Source organism: Amycolatopsis anabasis (assembly GCF_009765355.1).
Taxonomy (GTDB): domain Bacteria; phylum Actinomycetota; class Actinomycetes; order Mycobacteriales; family Pseudonocardiaceae; genus Amycolatopsis; species Amycolatopsis anabasis.
In genome coordinates this window covers 214,111-229,337 of record NZ_VTHK01000003.1, presented here as the reverse complement: position 1 = coordinate 229,337, position 15,227 = coordinate 214,111, and the positions used below count along the sequence as shown (strand labels likewise).

The 15,227-nt window shown below is 67.3% G+C and carries 27 protein-coding genes; all 27 read left to right on the top strand.

Features of this window, described 5'->3' with window-relative positions:
• Positions 1 to 14: 14 nt before the first annotated feature.
• A complete protein-coding gene (gene rplV, locus FXO23_RS05230; protein ID WP_158881294.1) occupies positions 15 to 431 on the top strand; it encodes a 50S ribosomal protein L22 in 417 nt (138 codons plus the stop codon).
• Positions 431 to 1,279 (top strand): 30S ribosomal protein S3, encoded by an 849-nt coding sequence (gene rpsC / locus FXO23_RS05225; RefSeq protein ID WP_158881292.1) that lies wholly within the window; start codon positions 431 to 433, stop codon positions 1,277 to 1,279. The genes rplV and rpsC overlap by 1 nt, the downstream gene beginning before the upstream one ends.
• 3 nt (positions 1,280 to 1,282) lie before the next feature.
• Positions 1,283 to 1,702, top strand: a complete 420-nt coding sequence (gene rplP / locus FXO23_RS05220) for a 50S ribosomal protein L16 (protein ID WP_158881290.1) — start codon at positions 1,283 to 1,285, stop codon at positions 1,700 to 1,702.
• Positions 1,702 to 1,953, top strand: coding sequence for a 50S ribosomal protein L29 (gene rpmC / locus FXO23_RS05215; protein WP_158881287.1), 252 nt, complete (start codon positions 1,702 to 1,704; stop codon positions 1,951 to 1,953). Before rplP ends, rpmC begins: the two co-directional genes overlap by 1 nt.
• The gene (gene rpsQ / locus FXO23_RS05210; protein WP_158881285.1) at positions 1,950 to 2,258 is read left to right on the top strand and encodes a 30S ribosomal protein S17; all 309 of its coding nucleotides are present in this window, start codon (positions 1,950 to 1,952) and stop codon (positions 2,256 to 2,258) included. The genes rpmC and rpsQ overlap by 4 nt, the downstream gene beginning before the upstream one ends.
• 82 nt (positions 2,259 to 2,340) lie before the next feature.
• Positions 2,341 to 2,709, top strand: a complete 369-nt coding sequence (rplN, locus tag FXO23_RS05205) for a 50S ribosomal protein L14 (protein WP_024876329.1) — start codon at positions 2,341 to 2,343, stop codon at positions 2,707 to 2,709.
• Complete coding sequence (rplX, locus tag FXO23_RS05200) at positions 2,710 to 3,024, top strand: 50S ribosomal protein L24 (protein WP_158881283.1); 315 nt, start codon at positions 2,710 to 2,712, stop codon at positions 3,022 to 3,024.
• On the top strand, positions 3,024 to 3,617 hold the full coding sequence (gene rplE / locus FXO23_RS05195) for a 50S ribosomal protein L5 (RefSeq protein WP_158881281.1): 594 nt from the start codon (positions 3,024 to 3,026) through the stop codon (positions 3,615 to 3,617). The genes rplX and rplE overlap by 1 nt, the downstream gene beginning before the upstream one ends.
• A 4-nt stretch (positions 3,618 to 3,621) precedes the next feature.
• A complete protein-coding gene (locus FXO23_RS05190) occupies positions 3,622 to 3,807 on the top strand; it encodes a type Z 30S ribosomal protein S14 (RefSeq protein WP_158881279.1) in 186 nt (61 codons plus the stop codon).
• A gap of 80 nt (positions 3,808 to 3,887) precedes the next feature.
• On the top strand, positions 3,888 to 4,286 hold the full coding sequence (gene rpsH, locus FXO23_RS05185) for a 30S ribosomal protein S8 (RefSeq protein ID WP_158881277.1): 399 nt from the start codon (positions 3,888 to 3,890) through the stop codon (positions 4,284 to 4,286).
• A 15-nt stretch (positions 4,287 to 4,301) separates the two neighbouring features.
• Positions 4,302 to 4,841: a 50S ribosomal protein L6 gene (rplF, locus tag FXO23_RS05180; RefSeq protein WP_158881275.1), complete on the top strand. Its 540-nt coding sequence runs from the start codon at positions 4,302 to 4,304 to the stop codon at positions 4,839 to 4,841.
• Positions 4,838 to 5,254: a 50S ribosomal protein L18 gene (rplR, locus tag FXO23_RS05175; RefSeq protein ID WP_425484839.1), complete on the top strand. Its 417-nt coding sequence runs from the start codon at positions 4,838 to 4,840 to the stop codon at positions 5,252 to 5,254. Before rplF ends, rplR begins: the two co-directional genes overlap by 4 nt.
• Positions 5,255 to 5,285: 31 nt before the next feature.
• Positions 5,286 to 5,930, top strand: coding sequence for a 30S ribosomal protein S5 (gene rpsE, locus FXO23_RS05170; protein WP_158881271.1), 645 nt, complete (start codon positions 5,286 to 5,288; stop codon positions 5,928 to 5,930).
• Between the two features lies 1 nt (position 5,931).
• Positions 5,932 to 6,117 (top strand): 50S ribosomal protein L30, encoded by a 186-nt coding sequence (gene rpmD / locus FXO23_RS05165; RefSeq protein WP_158881269.1) that lies wholly within the window; start codon positions 5,932 to 5,934, stop codon positions 6,115 to 6,117.
• On the top strand, positions 6,114 to 6,560 hold the full coding sequence (rplO, locus tag FXO23_RS05160; protein ID WP_158881267.1) for a 50S ribosomal protein L15: 447 nt from the start codon (positions 6,114 to 6,116) through the stop codon (positions 6,558 to 6,560). The genes rpmD and rplO overlap by 4 nt, the downstream gene beginning before the upstream one ends.
• Before the next feature lie 288 nt (positions 6,561 to 6,848).
• Positions 6,849 to 7,475, top strand: coding sequence for a LysE family translocator (locus tag FXO23_RS05155; protein ID WP_158881265.1), 627 nt, complete (start codon positions 6,849 to 6,851; stop codon positions 7,473 to 7,475).
• A gap of 276 nt (positions 7,476 to 7,751) precedes the next feature.
• Entirely contained in the window at positions 7,752 to 9,059 is a 1,308-nt protein-coding gene (gene secY, locus FXO23_RS05150) for a preprotein translocase subunit SecY (protein ID WP_158881263.1), read from the top strand.
• The gene (locus FXO23_RS05145; RefSeq protein WP_158881261.1) at positions 9,056 to 9,610 is read left to right on the top strand and encodes an adenylate kinase; all 555 of its coding nucleotides are present in this window, start codon (positions 9,056 to 9,058) and stop codon (positions 9,608 to 9,610) included. The genes secY and FXO23_RS05145 overlap by 4 nt, the downstream gene beginning before the upstream one ends.
• 44 nt (positions 9,611 to 9,654) lie before the next feature.
• Positions 9,655 to 10,425: a type I methionyl aminopeptidase gene (map, locus tag FXO23_RS05140; RefSeq protein ID WP_158881259.1), complete on the top strand. Its 771-nt coding sequence runs from the start codon at positions 9,655 to 9,657 to the stop codon at positions 10,423 to 10,425.
• A 599-nt stretch (positions 10,426 to 11,024) separates the two neighbouring features.
• Positions 11,025 to 11,246 carry a translation initiation factor IF-1 gene (infA, locus tag FXO23_RS05135; RefSeq protein ID WP_005166804.1) on the top strand — a complete coding sequence of 74 codons (222 nt, stop codon included), beginning with the start codon at positions 11,025 to 11,027 and terminating at the stop codon, positions 11,244 to 11,246.
• A gap of 37 nt (positions 11,247 to 11,283) precedes the next feature.
• Entirely contained in the window at positions 11,284 to 11,397 is a 114-nt protein-coding gene (gene rpmJ, locus FXO23_RS05130) for a 50S ribosomal protein L36 (RefSeq protein ID WP_004558882.1), read from the top strand.
• Positions 11,398 to 11,601: 204 nt separating this feature from the next.
• The gene (gene rpsM, locus FXO23_RS05125) at positions 11,602 to 11,982 is read left to right on the top strand and encodes a 30S ribosomal protein S13 (protein WP_158881257.1); all 381 of its coding nucleotides are present in this window, start codon (positions 11,602 to 11,604) and stop codon (positions 11,980 to 11,982) included.
• A complete protein-coding gene (locus tag FXO23_RS05120; RefSeq protein ID WP_158881255.1) occupies positions 11,979 to 12,167 on the top strand; it encodes a hypothetical protein in 189 nt (62 codons plus the stop codon). The genes rpsM and FXO23_RS05120 overlap by 4 nt, the downstream gene beginning before the upstream one ends.
• A gap of 19 nt (positions 12,168 to 12,186) precedes the next feature.
• Complete coding sequence (gene rpsK, locus FXO23_RS05115; RefSeq protein ID WP_144643263.1) at positions 12,187 to 12,591, top strand: 30S ribosomal protein S11; 405 nt, start codon at positions 12,187 to 12,189, stop codon at positions 12,589 to 12,591.
• Positions 12,592 to 12,614: 23 nt separating this feature from the next.
• Positions 12,615 to 13,220, top strand: coding sequence for a 30S ribosomal protein S4 (rpsD, locus tag FXO23_RS05110; protein WP_158881253.1), 606 nt, complete (start codon positions 12,615 to 12,617; stop codon positions 13,218 to 13,220).
• A gap of 115 nt (positions 13,221 to 13,335) precedes the next feature.
• Positions 13,336 to 14,409: a DNA-directed RNA polymerase subunit alpha gene (locus FXO23_RS05105; RefSeq protein ID WP_158881251.1), complete on the top strand. Its 1,074-nt coding sequence runs from the start codon at positions 13,336 to 13,338 to the stop codon at positions 14,407 to 14,409.
• An 80-nt stretch (positions 14,410 to 14,489) separates the two neighbouring features.
• On the top strand, positions 14,490 to 15,224 hold the full coding sequence (gene rplQ, locus FXO23_RS05100; protein WP_158881249.1) for a 50S ribosomal protein L17, sunset domain variant: 735 nt from the start codon (positions 14,490 to 14,492) through the stop codon (positions 15,222 to 15,224).
• Positions 15,225 to 15,227 lie beyond the last annotated feature (3 nt).

The following is a 15,227-nucleotide window of genomic DNA, read 5'->3' as shown; positions in this document are numbered from 1 at the left end:
GTTAAGGGAAGCAGATGAACGCCCAGAAGAACGCCACGGCTACGGCAGAAGAGCTGCCGACCGCCGTCGCGCGGGCTCGCTTCGTCCGGGACTCGCCGACCAAGGTGCGCCGGGTGATCGAGCTCGTCAAGGGTCGTAGCGTCAGCGAGGCCTTGGCCGTGCTCCGGTTCGCGCCGCAGGCGGCCAGCGGCACGCTCGCCAAGGTGATCGCCAGTGCGGCGGCCAACGCCGAGAACAACCTCGACCTCGACCCGGACACCCTCTGGGTCCGCAACGCGACCGCCGACGAGGGCCCGACCCTCAAGCGGATCCGCCCGCGGGCGCAGGGCCGTGCTTACCGGATCCGGAAGCGGACCAGTCACATCACCGTCGTGGTGGAGTCCCGGCCCGTGGAGAAGGCGAAGAGCAAGAAGAAGGCAGGTGGCCGGTAGTGGGCCAGAAGATCAACCCGCACGGCTTCCGGCTGGGGATCACCACGGACTGGAAATCCCGCTGGTACGCCGACAAGCAGTACGCGGAGTACGTGGCCGAGGACGTCAAGATCCGGAAGCTGCTGTCCACGGGCATGGAGCGGGCCGGCATCTCCAAGGTGGAGATCGAGCGGACCCGCGACCGCGTCCGCGTCGACATCCACACCGCGCGTCCGGGCATCGTGATCGGCCGCCGCGGCGCGGAGGCCGACCGGATCCGTGGCGCGCTGGAGAAGCTGACCAAGAAGCAGGTGCAGCTGAACATCCTCGAGGTGAAGAACCCCGAGGCCGACGCCCAGCTCGTCGCGCAGGGTGTCGCGGAGCAGCTGTCCAACCGCGTCGCGTTCCGCCGCGCCATGCGCAAGGCGATCCAGACGTCCATGCGTTCGCCGCAGGTCAAGGGCATCCGGGTGCAGTGCGGTGGCCGCCTCGGCGGTGCCGAGATGTCCCGTTCGGAGCACTACCGCGACGGCCGGGTGCCGCTGCACACGCTGCGCGCCGACATCGACTACGGCTTCTTCGAGGCCCGCACCACGTTCGGCCGCATCGGCGTCAAGGTGTGGATCTACAAGGGTGACGTGGTCGGTGGCCTGAAGGCCAAGGAGGCCCGGGACGCCGCCGCGGCCGCCGAGCGCGCGCCGCGCCGTGACCGTCCGGCCCGCCCGCGCCGGTCCGGCGCGTCGGGCACGACGGCGACCTCGACCGAAGCCGGTCGCGCTGCCGCCGCGGCCAAGACCGATGATGCCGCCGCGACCGCCCAGGCACCTGAGGCCGCGGCCCCGGACGCGGCAGAAAAGACGGAGGGCTGACGCGTGCTCATCCCGCGCAAGGTCAAGCACCGCAAGCAGCACTCGCCGAAGCGTTCCGGCGCCGCCAAGGGCGGCACCAAGGTCACCTTCGGGGAGTACGGCATCCAGGCGCTTGAGCACCACTACGTGACCAACCGGCAGATCGAGTCCGCTCGTATCGCCATCACGCGGCACATCAAGCGTGGCGGCAAGGTGTGGATCAACATCTTCCCGGACCGCCCGCTGACCAAGAAGCCCGCCGAGACCCGCATGGGTTCCGGTAAGGGTTCGCCCGAGTGGTGGGTGGCCAACGTCAAACCGGGCCGCGTCATGTTCGAGCTGAGCTTCCCGAACGAGAACCAGGCCCGCGAGGCGCTGCGCCGCGCGATCCACAAACTGCCGATGAAGTGCCGAATCGTGACCCGTGAAGGTGGTGAGTTCTGATGGCGAAAGCCGGAGGCGTTGCGGCGTCAGAACTGCGTGAGCTCACCGCGGAGGAGCTCGTGCTGCGGCTGAAGGAATCCAAGGAGGAGCTGTTCAACCTCCGGTTCCAGATGGCCACCGGGCAGCTCGACAACAACCGTCGGTTGCGCACGGTTCGCACGGACATCGCGCGGATCTACACCGTGATGCGGGAGCGCGAGCTCGGGCTGTCCGTGTCCCCCGACGATGCCGAGAGTGAGGGTGCGGCATGAGTGAGCCGACCGTCGAAGAGCTCGCCAAGGAGCCGGTGCAGAAGGCCGACTCCGGTCGTAACTACCGCAAGGTCCGTGAGGGTTACGTCGTTTCGGACAAGATGGACAAGACCATCGTCGTCCAGCTCGAAGACCGCAAGAAGCACGCCAAGTACTCCAAGGTCATGCGCACCACCACCAAGGTGAAGGCGCACGACGAGGAGAACTCGGCCGGTAAGGGCGACCGCGTGATTCTGATGGAGACCCGTCCGTTGTCGGCGACCAAACGCTGGCGTCTGGTGCGGATCGTGGAGAAGGCCAAGTAATCAGGGGCCTCGTTTTCAGCGAGTCCCATTCGTTCCGCCAGGCTCAGTTCGCTGAGAACCGGCGAGACATACAGGAGTTGACGTGATCCAGCAGGAGTCGCGACTGCGAGTCGCCGACAACACGGGTGCCAAGGAGATCCTGACCATCCGCGTGCTCGGTGGCTCGGGGCGGCGCTACGCGGGCATTGGGGACATCATCGTCGCCACCGTCAAGGACGCCATCCCGGGCGCCAACGTGAAGCGCGGTGACGTGGTCAAGGCCGTCATCGTCCGCACGGTGAAGGAGAAGCGTCGTCCGGACGGCTCCTACATCCGGTTCGACGAGAACGCCGCGGTGCTCATCAAGAACGACAACGAGCCGCGGGGCACCCGCATCTTCGGGCCGGTCGGCCGCGAGCTGCGCGATCGGAAGTTCATGAAGATCATCTCGCTCGCGCCGGAGGTGTTGTAAGTGAAGGTGAAGAAGGGCGACACGGTCGTCGTCATCGCCGGCAAGGACAAGGGCGCGAAGGGCAAGGTCATCCAGGCCTACCCGGACCGCGAGCGGGTGCTCGTCGAGGGCGTGAACCGGATCAAGAAGCACACCCGGATCACCCAGACCCAGCGCGGCGCGCAGTCCGGCGGCATCGTGACCCAGGAAGCCCCCATCCACGTGTCGAACGTGCAGGTCGTCGGCTCCGACGGCAAGCCGACCCGGGTGGGCTACCGCATCGGCGAGGACGGCAAGAAGGTCCGCATCTCGCGCAGGAACGGTAAGGACATCTGATGACCACCGCAGAGAAAGCCGTGCCCGCCGGCACCGGAGGCACGTACCCGGCGCCGCGGTTGAAGACCCGGTACCGCGACGAGATCAAGGGTGCGCTCCAGCAGGAGTTCAGCTACGAGAACGTGCACCAGATCCCGGGTGTGGTCAAGGTCGTCGTCAACATGGGTGTCGGCGACGCCGCCCGCGACAGCAAGCTGATCGAGGGCGCGATCCGCGACCTGGCCACCATCACCGGACAGAAGCCCGAGGTGCGCCGCGCCCGCAAGTCGATCGCCCAGTTCAAGCTGCGCGAAGGCCAGCCGATCGGCGCCCGGGTGACGCTGCGCGGCGACCGGATGTGGGAGTTCCTGGACCGGCTGCTGACCATCGCGCTGCCGCGTATCCGGGACTTCCGCGGGTTGTCGGCCAAGCAGTTCGACGGCAACGGCAACTACACCTTCGGGCTCTCGGAGCAGTCGATGTTCCACGAGATCAACCCGGACTCCATCGACCGCCCGCGCGGCATGGACGTCACCGTTGTCACCACCGCCACCACCGACGACGAGGGCCGCGCGCTGCTTCGCAAGCTCGGCTTCCCGTTCAAGGAGAACTGAGCCGATGGCCAAGAAAGCGCTGATCCACAAGGCCGCGAAGAAGCCGAAGTTCAAGGTGCGCGCCTACACCCGTTGCAACAAGTGCGGCCGGCCGCACTCGGTGTTCCGCAAGTTCGGGCTGTGCCGGGTGTGCCTCCGCGAGATGGCGCACGCGGGCGAACTGCCCGGCGTGAGCAAGTCCAGCTGGTAAAGGCTCGTACCGACTCTCACTTCGCCACAGGCCCCGGTGCTCGATCGGGGAACCAGGGCGAGAAAGGTTGACAGGTCACCATGACGATGACCGACCCCATCGCAGACTTCTTGACCCGTCTGCGTAACGCGAACTCGGCTTACCACGACGAGGTCGTGCTGCCCCACTCGAAGCTGAAGGCGAACATCGCCGACATCCTCAAGCGCGAGGGCTACATCGCGGGCTACCGCGACGAGCCGGGCGAGAAGCACAAGAACCTCGTCGTCGAGCTGAAGTACGGCCCGAACCGTGAGCGCAGCATCGCCGGTCTCCGGCGCGTGTCCAAGCCCGGCCTGCGGGTGTACGCAAAATCGACCGAACTGCCGAACGTGCTCGGTGGCCTCGGCGTCGCGATCATCTCGACGTCCGCGGGCCTGCAGACCGACCGGCAGGCGAAGCGCAACGGCGTGGGCGGCGAAGTCCTCGCCTACGTCTGGTAAGGGAGGGGAAAAGGTATGTCGCGTATCGGAAAGCTGCCGATCCCCGTCCCGTCCGGGGTCGAGGTGACCATCGACGGCCAGCACATCCAGGTCAAGGGGCCCAAGGGCACCCTGTCGCACACCATCGCCGAGCCGATCACCGTGGAGCGCGCCGAGGACGGCACGCTGGAGGTCAAGCGCCCGGACGACGAGCGGGAGAGCCGCGCGCTGCACGGGCTGACCCGCACGCTGGTAAACAACCTCGTCGTGGGCGTCACCGACGGCTACGAGAAGAAGCTCGAGATCCACGGCGTCGGTTACCGCGTGCAGGCCAAGGGCTCGGACCTCGAGTTCGCCCTCGGCTACAGCCACCCGGTGAAGATCGAGGCGCCGGAGGGCATCACCTTCAAGGTGGAGAGCCCCACGCGGTTCTCGGTGTCCGGCATCGACAAGCAGAAGGTCGGCCAGACGGCTGCGGTGATCCGCAAGCTGCGGCGCCCGGACCCGTACAAGGGCAAGGGCCTGCGCTACGAGGGTGAGCGCATCCGCCGCAAGGTCGGAAAGACGGGTAAGTGATCATGAGCGAAACGACATCAGTGTCGTCGAAGCGCAAGCGCGTTGTCGGCAAGGACATCTCGACCCGGCGTCGTGTCGCCAAGGCGCGCCGTCACTTCCGGCTGCGCAAGAAGATCAACGGGACCCCGCAGCGGCCCCGGCTGGTCGTGAAGCGCTCCTCGCGGCACATCACCGTTCAGGTCATCGACGACCTCGCCGGGCACACCCTGGCTTCGGCGTCCAGCCTGGAGGCCGACGTGCGCGCCCTGGAGGGCGACAAGAAAGCCAAGGCCGTCAAGGTCGGCGAGCTGGTCGCGGCCCGTGCGAAGAACGCGGGCATCACCAGCGTGGTGTTCGACCGTGGTGGCAACGCCTACCACGGCCGCATCGCCGCGCTGGCCGACGCCGCCCGCGAGGCGGGGTTGGAGTTCTGAGCATGCACAGCAATGAGGAAGGGAAAGCCTGATGCCGGGACGTACACGGCAATTCGGCGGCGGTCAGGGCGGTCCCGGCGGTCAGGGCGGCAACGACCGCAACGACCGTCGTGAGCGCAGGGACCGGCGCGACGGCGGCCGTGGCGGGGCGGCCCAGGACAAGACCCCGCACCTCGAGCGCGTGGTGGCCATCAACCGCGTCGCCAAGGTCGTGAAGGGTGGCCGCCGGTTCAGCTTCACCGCGCTGGTGGTCGTCGGCGACGGCGACGGCCAGGTCGGCGTCGGCTACGGCAAGGCCAAGGAGGTGCCCGCGGCGATCGCCAAGGGCGTCGAGGAGGCGAAGAAGAACTTCTTCCGCGTGCCTCGGATCGCCGGCACCATCCCGCACCCGGTCCAGGGTGAGGAGGCCGCCGGGGTCGTGCTGCTGCGTCCGGCGAGCGCCGGTACCGGGGTCATCGCCGGTGGCCCGGTGCGTGCGGTGCTGGAGTGCGCGGGCGTGCACGACGTGCTGTCCAAGTCGCTCGGCAGCGACAACGCGATCAACATCGTGCACGCCACGGTGGCCGCGCTGAAGAGCCTGCAGCGTCCGGAGGAGGTGGCGGCCCGTCGCGGCCTGCCGCTCGAGGACGTCGCCCCGGCTCGGATGCTGCGTCAGCGTGCGGGGCAGGGGGTCTGACATGGCTCAGCTGAAGGTCACCCAGGTTCGTAGCAAGATCGGTACCAAGCACAACCACCGGGAGTCGCTGCGGACCCTCGGGCTGCGCAAGATCCGGCAGTCCGTGGTGCGTGAGGACACCCCCGAGGTCCGCGGCCTCATCCACACGGTGCGTCACCTGGTGGAAGTCGAGGAGGTCAAGGCATGACGGCCATCAAGATCCACCACCTGCGGCCCGCCCCGGGCGCCAAGACGGAGAAGATCCGGGTTGGCCGTGGTGAAGGCTCCAAGGGCAAGACGGCCGGTCGCGGTACCAAGGGCACCAAGGCCCGGAAGAACGTGCCGGTCGGGTTCGAGGGTGGGCAGATGCCCATCCACATGCGGCTGCCGAAGCTGCGCGGTTTCAAGAACCGGTTCCGCACCGAGTACCAGCCGGTGAACGTGGGCGACATCGCCCGGGTGTTCGCCGACGGGGGCAAGGTCGGCCCGGAGGAGCTCGCCGCCCGCGGCCTGGTCCGCAAAGGCAAGCTGGTGAAGGTGCTCGGCAACGGCGACGTGAACGGCGTCAAGCTGGACGTCACCGCCGACGCCTTCTCCGCCTCCGCCAAGGAGAAGCTCGCCGCCGCCGGTGGCTCCGCCACCACCAACTGAACACGCTCCCCAAAGCGGCCCGCCACCCCCGTGGCGGGCCGCTTTCCTTTACCCCCACCCACCCCCGCCCCCCGGCTTCTCGTTTAGCGGGCTAACCGAGAACTTCTCTCCCCAGAACCCAGCGCCCCCGTTTAGCGGGCTAACTGAGGGCACCGGGTAGGCGGACCTCGACAGCCCCGCAGCGCGGCACACCCTCACCTTCCAGCCCTTCCCACCGCCGTGCTCTCGTTTAGCCCGCTAAACGAGAAGATCTGGCGCTACCGTGTGATCTTCTGGAGGTGATCGCCCGTGACCTGGCTGCTGGTGTTCTTCGGTGCCGCGATCCTGATCGCGCTGACCCCCGGCGCGAACAACCTGCTCGGCCTGCACCACGGCATGCGCCACGGCCTCGCGAAGGCCCTCGCCGGCCTCGGCGGGCGGCTGGCCGCGTTCGTGCTCATGATCGCCGCGGTCGCGGCGGGCCTCGGCCAGCTGCTCGCCGCCTCCGAACTCGCCCTGACCGTCATCAAATGGGCCGGGGTCGCCTACCTCGTCTGGCTCGGCGGCCGCCTGCTGTGGTCCACACTGCGCCACCGGGACGCCGCGCGGCCCGAACCGCCTTCGACCGAACGATCGGTGTTCGGCGTCGCCCGCAAGGAGTTCCTGGTCGCGATCACCAACCCGAAGGCCGTCCTGATCTTCACCGCCTTCGTGCCCCAGTTCCTCGACGCCACGCACGGCCCCGTGCCCTGGCAGGTCGCCCTGCTCGGCGCGGTCTACCTGCTCGCCGAATTCCTCGCCGGAGCCGTCTACATCGCCGCCGGAGCGCTGGTGAAATCCGCCCGGATGTCGCTGCGGGCCCGGCGCAACCTGGACCGCGGCACCGGGGTGGTCCTGCTCGGCATGGCCGGCGCGCTGGCCACCTCGAACCCTTGAGCTAACACCGATCCAACACAACTTGACCGATTTGGCTGAGTCGCTCCGCGCGCCGCTGTGCTACTCATCTCATCCGCCTACCGACGTAGGTCTGGAAAACCAGCATGCGGTGCGGCGCGCCTGGGCGAGGCTGTTAGAGTCGACGACACGCTTCGGGACGAGTGTGCCCCGAAGCGTTCCTGGCTTGTCCGCCAGTGATGTTGTGTTCCCGCCGGTCCCGTACCGGCCAAGCCGATCGCCGGCGAACCAGCCGGTGACGCCGAGGAGGTCCCCCGCGTGCTCAGCGCCTTCCGCTCGGCTCTCGCGACGCCGGACCTGCGCAAGAAGATCCTGTTCACGCTGCTGATCGTGGCCGTTTACCGCATCGGTGCGGTCACGCCGGCGCCCGGGGTGTCCTACCCCAACGTGCAGGCTTGCCAGGGACAGATGGAACAGCAGGGCATCTACTCGCTGCTGAATCTCTTCAGTGGTGGGGCGCTCCTGCAGCTGTCGATTTTCTCGACCGGCATCATGCCCTACATCACTGCCAGCATCATCGTGCAACTGCTCACGGTGGTGATCCCCCGATTCGAAGAGCTGAAGAAGGAAGGCCAGTCCGGCCAGAACAAGCTCACCCAGTACACGCGGTACCTGACGATCGCGCTGGCGATCCTGCAGGCGACCGGCGTGGTGGCGCTCGCGGACCGCGGCCAGCTCTTCCAGAACTGCGACAAGCCGGTCATTCCGGACAACAGCATCTACTCGCTCGCGATCATCGTGGTCACCATGACCGCCGGTACCGCGGTGATGATGTGGCTCGGCGAGCTGATCACCGAGCGTGGCGTCGGCAACGGCATGTCCGTGCTGATCTTCCTGAACATCGCCGCCCGGATCCCCGCCGAGGGCGCGAACATCCTGAACAGCCAGAACGGCCTCGTGTTCGCCCTGGTCTGCGTGTTCGGCCTGGTGATCATCGCCAGCGTGATCTTCGTCGAGCAGGGGCAGCGCCGGATCCCGGTGCAGTACGCCAAGCGCATGATCGGCCGTCGCATGTACGGCGGGACCTCGACGTACCTGCCGATCAAGGTCAACCAGGCCGGTGTCATCCCGGTGATCTTCGCGTCCTCGCTGCTGTACCTGCCGGACCTGATCAGCCGGCTGGTGGGCGACCCGAACGGCACCGCCGGCTGGCAGGTGTTCCTGAAGAACTACGTGGTCAACCAGTCCAGCTGGGTCCACATCCTGGTCTACTTCGCGCTGATCATCTTCTTCACGTACTTCTACATCACGATCACGTTCAACGTGGACGAGCGTGCAGAGGAGATGAAGAAGTTCGGCGGGTTCATCCCGGGCATCCGGCCGGGGCGTCCGACCGCCGAGTACCTGAGCTTCGTCCTGGGCCGGATCACCCTGCCCGGATCGATCTACCTCGGCCTGATCGCCATCCTGCCGAACTTCTTCCTGTCGCTGACCGGTGACGGGAACAACCAGAACTTCCCGTTCGGCGGCACTGCGGTGCTGATCATGGTCGGTGTCGGCCTCGACACCGTGAAGCAGATCGAAAGCCAGCTCATGCAGCGCAACTATGAAGGGTTCCTCCGATGACGCGCCTGGTTCTTGTCGGTCCACCAGGTGCGGGCAAAGGCACCCAGGCGGCCGCCCTGTCCGAGCGGCTGTCGGTGCCGCACATCTCGACCGGTGACCTGTTCCGCGCCCACGTCGGTGAGCAGACCCCGCTGGGCAAGGAAGCGAAGCGCTACCTCGACTCCGGTGAACTCGTGCCGGACTCGGTGACCAACGAGATGGTCCGCGAGCGGCTCACCGAAAACGACGCGAAGGCCGGTTTCCTGCTCGACGGCTTCCCGCGCAACACCAAGCAGGCCGAGGTGCTCGGGCAGATCCTGTCCGAGTCGGACCTGGCCCTGGACGCGGTGATCCAGCTCGAGGTGCCCGAGGACGTCGTGGTGCAGCGCCTGATGTCGCGGGGTCGTGCGGACGACACCGAAGAGGTCATCCGGCGCCGCCAGCAGATCTACCACTCGGAAACCGCCCCGTTGCTCCAGTACTACAACGACATCCTGATCACCGTGGACGGTGTCGGCGGGGTCGACGAGGTGTCCTCGCGAGTGCTGAACGCTCTGCGCGACCGCACGTGAACCTGGGTGGTTTACGTGTGCTGCAACTTTTCCGACGCGGCCGCATGATCGAGATCAAGTCGCGGGGCGAGCTCGAGGCCATGCGAGCCGCCGGTCTGGTGGTGTCGAAGACCCTCGCGCTGGTGACCGAGGCGGCCAAACCGGGCGTCAGCACCGCGGAACTCGACGAGCTGGCGGAGGAGACGATCCGAGGCGCCGGGGCGGTGCCCTCGTTCAAGGGCTATCACGGCTTCCCGGCTTCGATCTGCGCCTCGGTGAACGAGCAGATCGTGCACGGGATCCCGGCGAAGTCGACGGTGCTCGCCGATGGCGACCTCATCTCCGTCGACTGCGGCGCGATCCTCGAGGGCTGGCACGGCGACTCCGCGGTCACGATCGCGGTGGGCACGGTCACGTCCGCGGACCTCGCGCTCTCCGCAGCGACCAAGGCGGCCATGTGGGCCGGGGTGGAAGCGGCGATCGCCGGAGCCCGGCTCACCGACATCTCGCACGCGGTGCAGACGGCCGCCGAGCAGGCCGGACACGACGACGGCGTCGAATACGGCCAGATCGTCGAATACGGTGGTCACGGCATCGGGCGTCAGATGCACATGGACCCGTTCCTGCCGAACATCGGCAAGCCGGGCAAGGGGCCCCGGCTGAAGCCCGGGATGGCGCTCGCGATCGAACCGATGCTCACCCTCGGCGGCGGCGAAACCCTCGAACTCGAGGACGGCTGGACCGTGGTCACCGCCGACGGCTCCCGCGCTGCCCACTGGGAGCACACGGTAGCCATCACCGACGACGGCCCCTGGGTCCTCACCGCCCCCGCCTGACCCGGCGCCCTCAGTTAGCCCGCTAAACGAGAACACCTGCCCAGCACTGCACATGTTCTCGTTTAGCGGGCTAAACGAGAGCCTCGGGATCTGCCCAGCGTCGTAACAGTGTTACGAATGGGATGGCCGGAGAGAGGCAGGCTTACTTCGGGTGGACCCTGAAGGCCGCCCACCTCGCCCTTCACGCGATCGGGCGAAGGGGCTCGTCGCCAACTGCTCGCTCCCCGGGCTGTGACCGGCTCCTGGCTGGCCGCCAGCCTTGCTCAACCTGGCGATCTGCGCACTCCTGGTGGCGGCGAGCGGCGAGGCGGTGTATCCATGGTCCATCTGGGCCGCCGGTCCGTGGGGCTGACGATCGCCGGACAGCGCCCTGTTTCGCCTGCGGCGTCGCGCGGCCGTGTAGCATAGGTAACCCCCGTTTGGGGGCCACGCCACGGGTTGCGTACACTATCAAGTCGGCGTACTCATCGCGCCGGTTCCATCGTGCTCGTGAATTCTTGCGGCTTTGGAGTCGGGGTGGCGTGTGTGCCGGCACCACCGAGGTAAGCACTCACCGCTCAACCAATCACGCTGGGTCAAACTCAGGAAATGCGGAGGACATGGGCAAGAAGGACGGGGCCATCGAGGTCGAAGGCCGCGTAGTCGAGCCGCTTCCCAACGCGATGTTCCGAGTCGAGTTGGAGAACGGCCACAAGGTCCTTGCACACATCAGCGGCAAGATGCGGCAGCACTACATCCGCATCCTGCCGGAGGACAGGGTTGTCGTGGAGCTCTCGCCCTACGACTTGTCCCGTGGTCGCATCGTCTACCGCTACAAGTGATCAAGGCGAGCGAAGCACAAGCAGGAGAGCAGGAGACGTGAAGGTCCAGCCGAGCGTCAAGAAGATCTGCGACAAGTGCAAGGTGATCCGACGGCACGGCCGGATCATGGTGATCTGCGAGAACCTGCGGCACAAGCAGCGGCAGGGCTGATCGCCCGCACTCGTTCAGAGTGGATTGACAGCTAAATAACCTCCCCGCACCTGCCGGGCCGCACCACGGTCCGGTTCACCCTCGGACTTCAGGCCGAGGCCGGGACACCAGCCGCGCAAGCGGAGGGCATGACAGCGAGTCGGTCCCGGGACCGGACGGGGAGAAGACCTGGAGAGACGAAACCAGTAAGGAGCACCAGCGCCAATGGCACGACTCGCTGGCGTAGACCTCCCCCGCGAGAAGCGGTTGGAGATCGCGCTGACCTACATCTACGGCATCGGCCGTACCCGTTCCAAGCAGCTCATCGCCGCCACGGAGCTGAGCGCGGACACCCGCGTCAAGGACCTCTCCGACGAGGACCTGGTGAAGCTGCGTGACTACATCGAAGAGAACTTCAAGGTCGAGGGTGACCTTCGCCGCGAGGTGAACGCCGACATCCGGCGGAAGATCGAGATCGGGTGCTACGAGGGCCTCCGGTGGCGCCGCGGACTTCCCGTCCGCGGGCAGCGCACCAAGACCAACGCCCGTACTCGCAAGGGCCCGAAGAAGACGGTCGCCGGCAAGAAGAAGGCTGGCAAGAAGTGAGCGTCCGCGGCAAGAAGATCGTGCAGATGGGCGGCGCCCAGCGCCGCGGCACGAGTTCCTGTGTATCGCCGAAGGCTCTCTACGCCCGTCCGATGGCGCTGCGCCAGCTGTACACCGACGCCGGTTCCGTGATCCGGCGCGGGCAGCGAGAGGCCGCCGCCGCCCACCAAGAGAACTCGCGCTAACGAGGAGAATCACCCAGAAATGCCACCGAAGTCTCGTACCGCCGGGACCAAGAAGGTCCGGCGGAAGGAAAAGAAGAACATCGCGCACGGACACGCGCACATCAAGAGCACGTTCAACAACACCATCGTTTCGATCACCGACCCGACCGGTGCGGTGATCGCGTGGGCGTCCAGCGGGCACGTCGGTTTCAAGGGCTCGCGTAAGTCCACCCCGTTCGCCGCCCAGATGGCCGCCGAGAACGCCGCCCGCAAGGCCGCCGAGCACGGCATGAAGAAGGTGGACGTGTTCGTGAAGGGCCCCGGTTCCGGCCGGGAGACCGCGATCCGTTCGCTGCAGGCGGCCGGCCTCGAGGTCGGCACCATCCAGGACGTGACCCCGCAGCCGCACAACGGCTGCCGCCCGCCGAAGCGGCGCCGGGTCTGAGGAACGGGGAGGAGTAAGAAGAAATGGCTCGTTACACCGGCCCCGCGACCCGTATCTCGCGTCGCCTCAAGGTCGACCTCATCGGCGGCGACCAGGCATTCGAGCGTCGCCCCTACCCGCCCGGCCAGCACGGCCGCGGCCGGGTCAAGGAGAGCGAGTTTCTCCTGCAGCTGCAGGAGAAGCAGAAGGCCCGGCACACCTACGGCGTCCTCGAGCGGCAGTTCAGCCGCTACTACAAGGAAGCCGCGCGCCGCACCGGCAAGACCGGTGAGAACCTGCTGCAGATCCTGGAGTCCCGGCTGGACAACGTGATCTACCGCGCCGGCATCGCCCGGACCCGTCGCCAGGCCCGTCAGCTGGTCAGCCACGGGCACTTCCTGGTGAACGGCAAGAAGGTCAACATCCCCAGCTACCAGGTGGACAAGTTCGACATCATCGACGTGAAGCCGAAGTCCCTGGGCACGCTGCCGTTCGTGGCGGCCAAGGAGTCCTTCGGTGAGCGCCCGATTCCGGCCTGGCTGCAGGTCGTGCAGTCGAACCTCCGCGTGCTGGTGCACCAGCTGCCCGAGCGTGCGCAGATCGAGGTTCCGGTGCAGGAACAGCTGATCGTCGAGTACTACTCGAAGTGATCCCGGCCGGGCTTCGGCCCGGTGCGGATCGGGCGGCGGCGCCCACAGCGCGCCGCCGCTACGCCACACCTTTCGGCGTCATATGGCGGGCGCCGGCAGGAAAGGAAGAAAGAAAGTGCTGATTTCCCAGCGACCGGCCCTCGCGGAAGAGGCGGTCAACGAGACGCGGTCCCGGTTCACCATCGAACCGTTGGAGCCCGGCTTCGGTTACACGCTCGGCAACTCGCTGCGGCGCACGCTGCTGTCGTCCATCCCGGGCGCGGCCGTGACGAGCATCCGCATCGACGGCGTGCTGCACGAGTTCACCACCGTCCCCGGGGTGAAGGAAGACGTCACCGACATCATCCTGAACCTCAAGGAGCTCGTCGTCAGCTCCGAGGAGGACGAGCCGGTCACCATGTACCTGCGCAAGCAGGGCCCCGGTGAGGTCACCGCGGCCGACATCGTGCCGCCGGCCGGTGTCACCGTGCACAACCCGGATCTGCACATCGCGTCGCTGAACGGCAAGGGCAAGCTGGAGATCGAGCTGGTCGTCGAGCGCGGCCGCGGCTACGTGCCCGCCCTGCAGAACAAGCAGGCCGGCGCGGAGATCGGCCGGATCCCGGTCGACTCGATCTACTCGCCGGTCCTCAAGGTCACCTACAAGGTCGAGGCGACCCGTGTCGAGCAGCGCACCGACTTCGACAAGCTGATCCTCGACGTGGAGACCAAGCCGTCGATCACGCCGCGGGACGCGGTCGCGTCGGCCGGTAAGACGCTGGTCGAGCTGTTCGGGCTGGCCCGTGAGCTCAACGTCGACGCCGAGGGCATCGAGATCGGCCCGTCGCCGCAGGAGGCGGACACCATCGCCGCCTACGCGATGCCGATCGAGGACCTGGACCTCACCGTCCGGTCCTACAACTGCCTCAAGCGGGAAGGCATCCACACGGTCGGCGAGCTGGTCTCGCGCAGCGAAGCCGACCTGCTCGACATCCGCAACTTCGGTGCCAAGTCGATCGACGAGGTCAAGCTCAAGCTCGTCGGCCTCGGCTTGGCGCTCAAGGACAGCCCGCCCGGGTTCGACCCGACCGCGGCCGCGGCCAGCTACGACGGAGAGGGCTGGTCCGAGGGCGTCGACGGGATCACCGGCGGCATTTCGGACAACAGCCACGACGATGGCCAGGACTACGCAGAGACGGAGCAGCTGTAAGGCCCGCTACGGCTCCTCCACTGTGGACGGTGGGGGAGCCCGGCAGACCTTGAAGCTGTGCAGCTGAACGAGGAGAAGCAATGCCCACCCCCACCAAGGGTCCCCGTCTCGGCGGGTCGTCGGCCCACGAGCGGTTGATGCTGGCGAACCTGGCCACGTCGCTGTTCGAGCACGGCCGGATCACCACCACCGAGGCGAAGGCCAGGCGGATGCGTCCGCTCGCCGAGAAGCTGATCACCAAGGCGAAGCGGGGCGACCTGCACAACCGGCGCCAGATCATGCGGGTCATCCGCAGCAAGTCGGTCGTGCACAAGCTGATCGCCGAGATCGGCCCGCACTTCGCCGACCGCAACGGTGGTTACACCCGGATCACCAAGACGGTGCCGCGCAAGGGCGACAACGCCCCGATGGCGGTCATCGAGCTGGTGGCCGAGAAGACGGTGACCGCCGAGGCCGAGGCCGCGCGGAAGACGAAGTTCGCCAAGGACGCCCCGGCGAAGGGCGAGGAGACCAAGGCCGCTTCGACTGAGGCCGCGGAGGTCACTGAGGCCGCCGATACCGCCGCTGAGGTCGAGGAGAGCACCTCGACGGATGAGGCGCCGTACGGCGAGGGCAGCCACGCCGCCCTCGACGACGGTTCGCAGCCGGAGGGCTTCCCGATCAAGGGGAAGGAGAGCTCGAAGCTGTACCACACGCCGGAGAGCTCGCACTACGGCCAGACCGCGGCGGACGTGTGGTTCGCTTCGACCGAGGCTGCGGAGGCCGCCGGCTTCCAGCTGCCCCCGTCGCAGCGTCCGTCCGAGGACGAGTCCTGACCC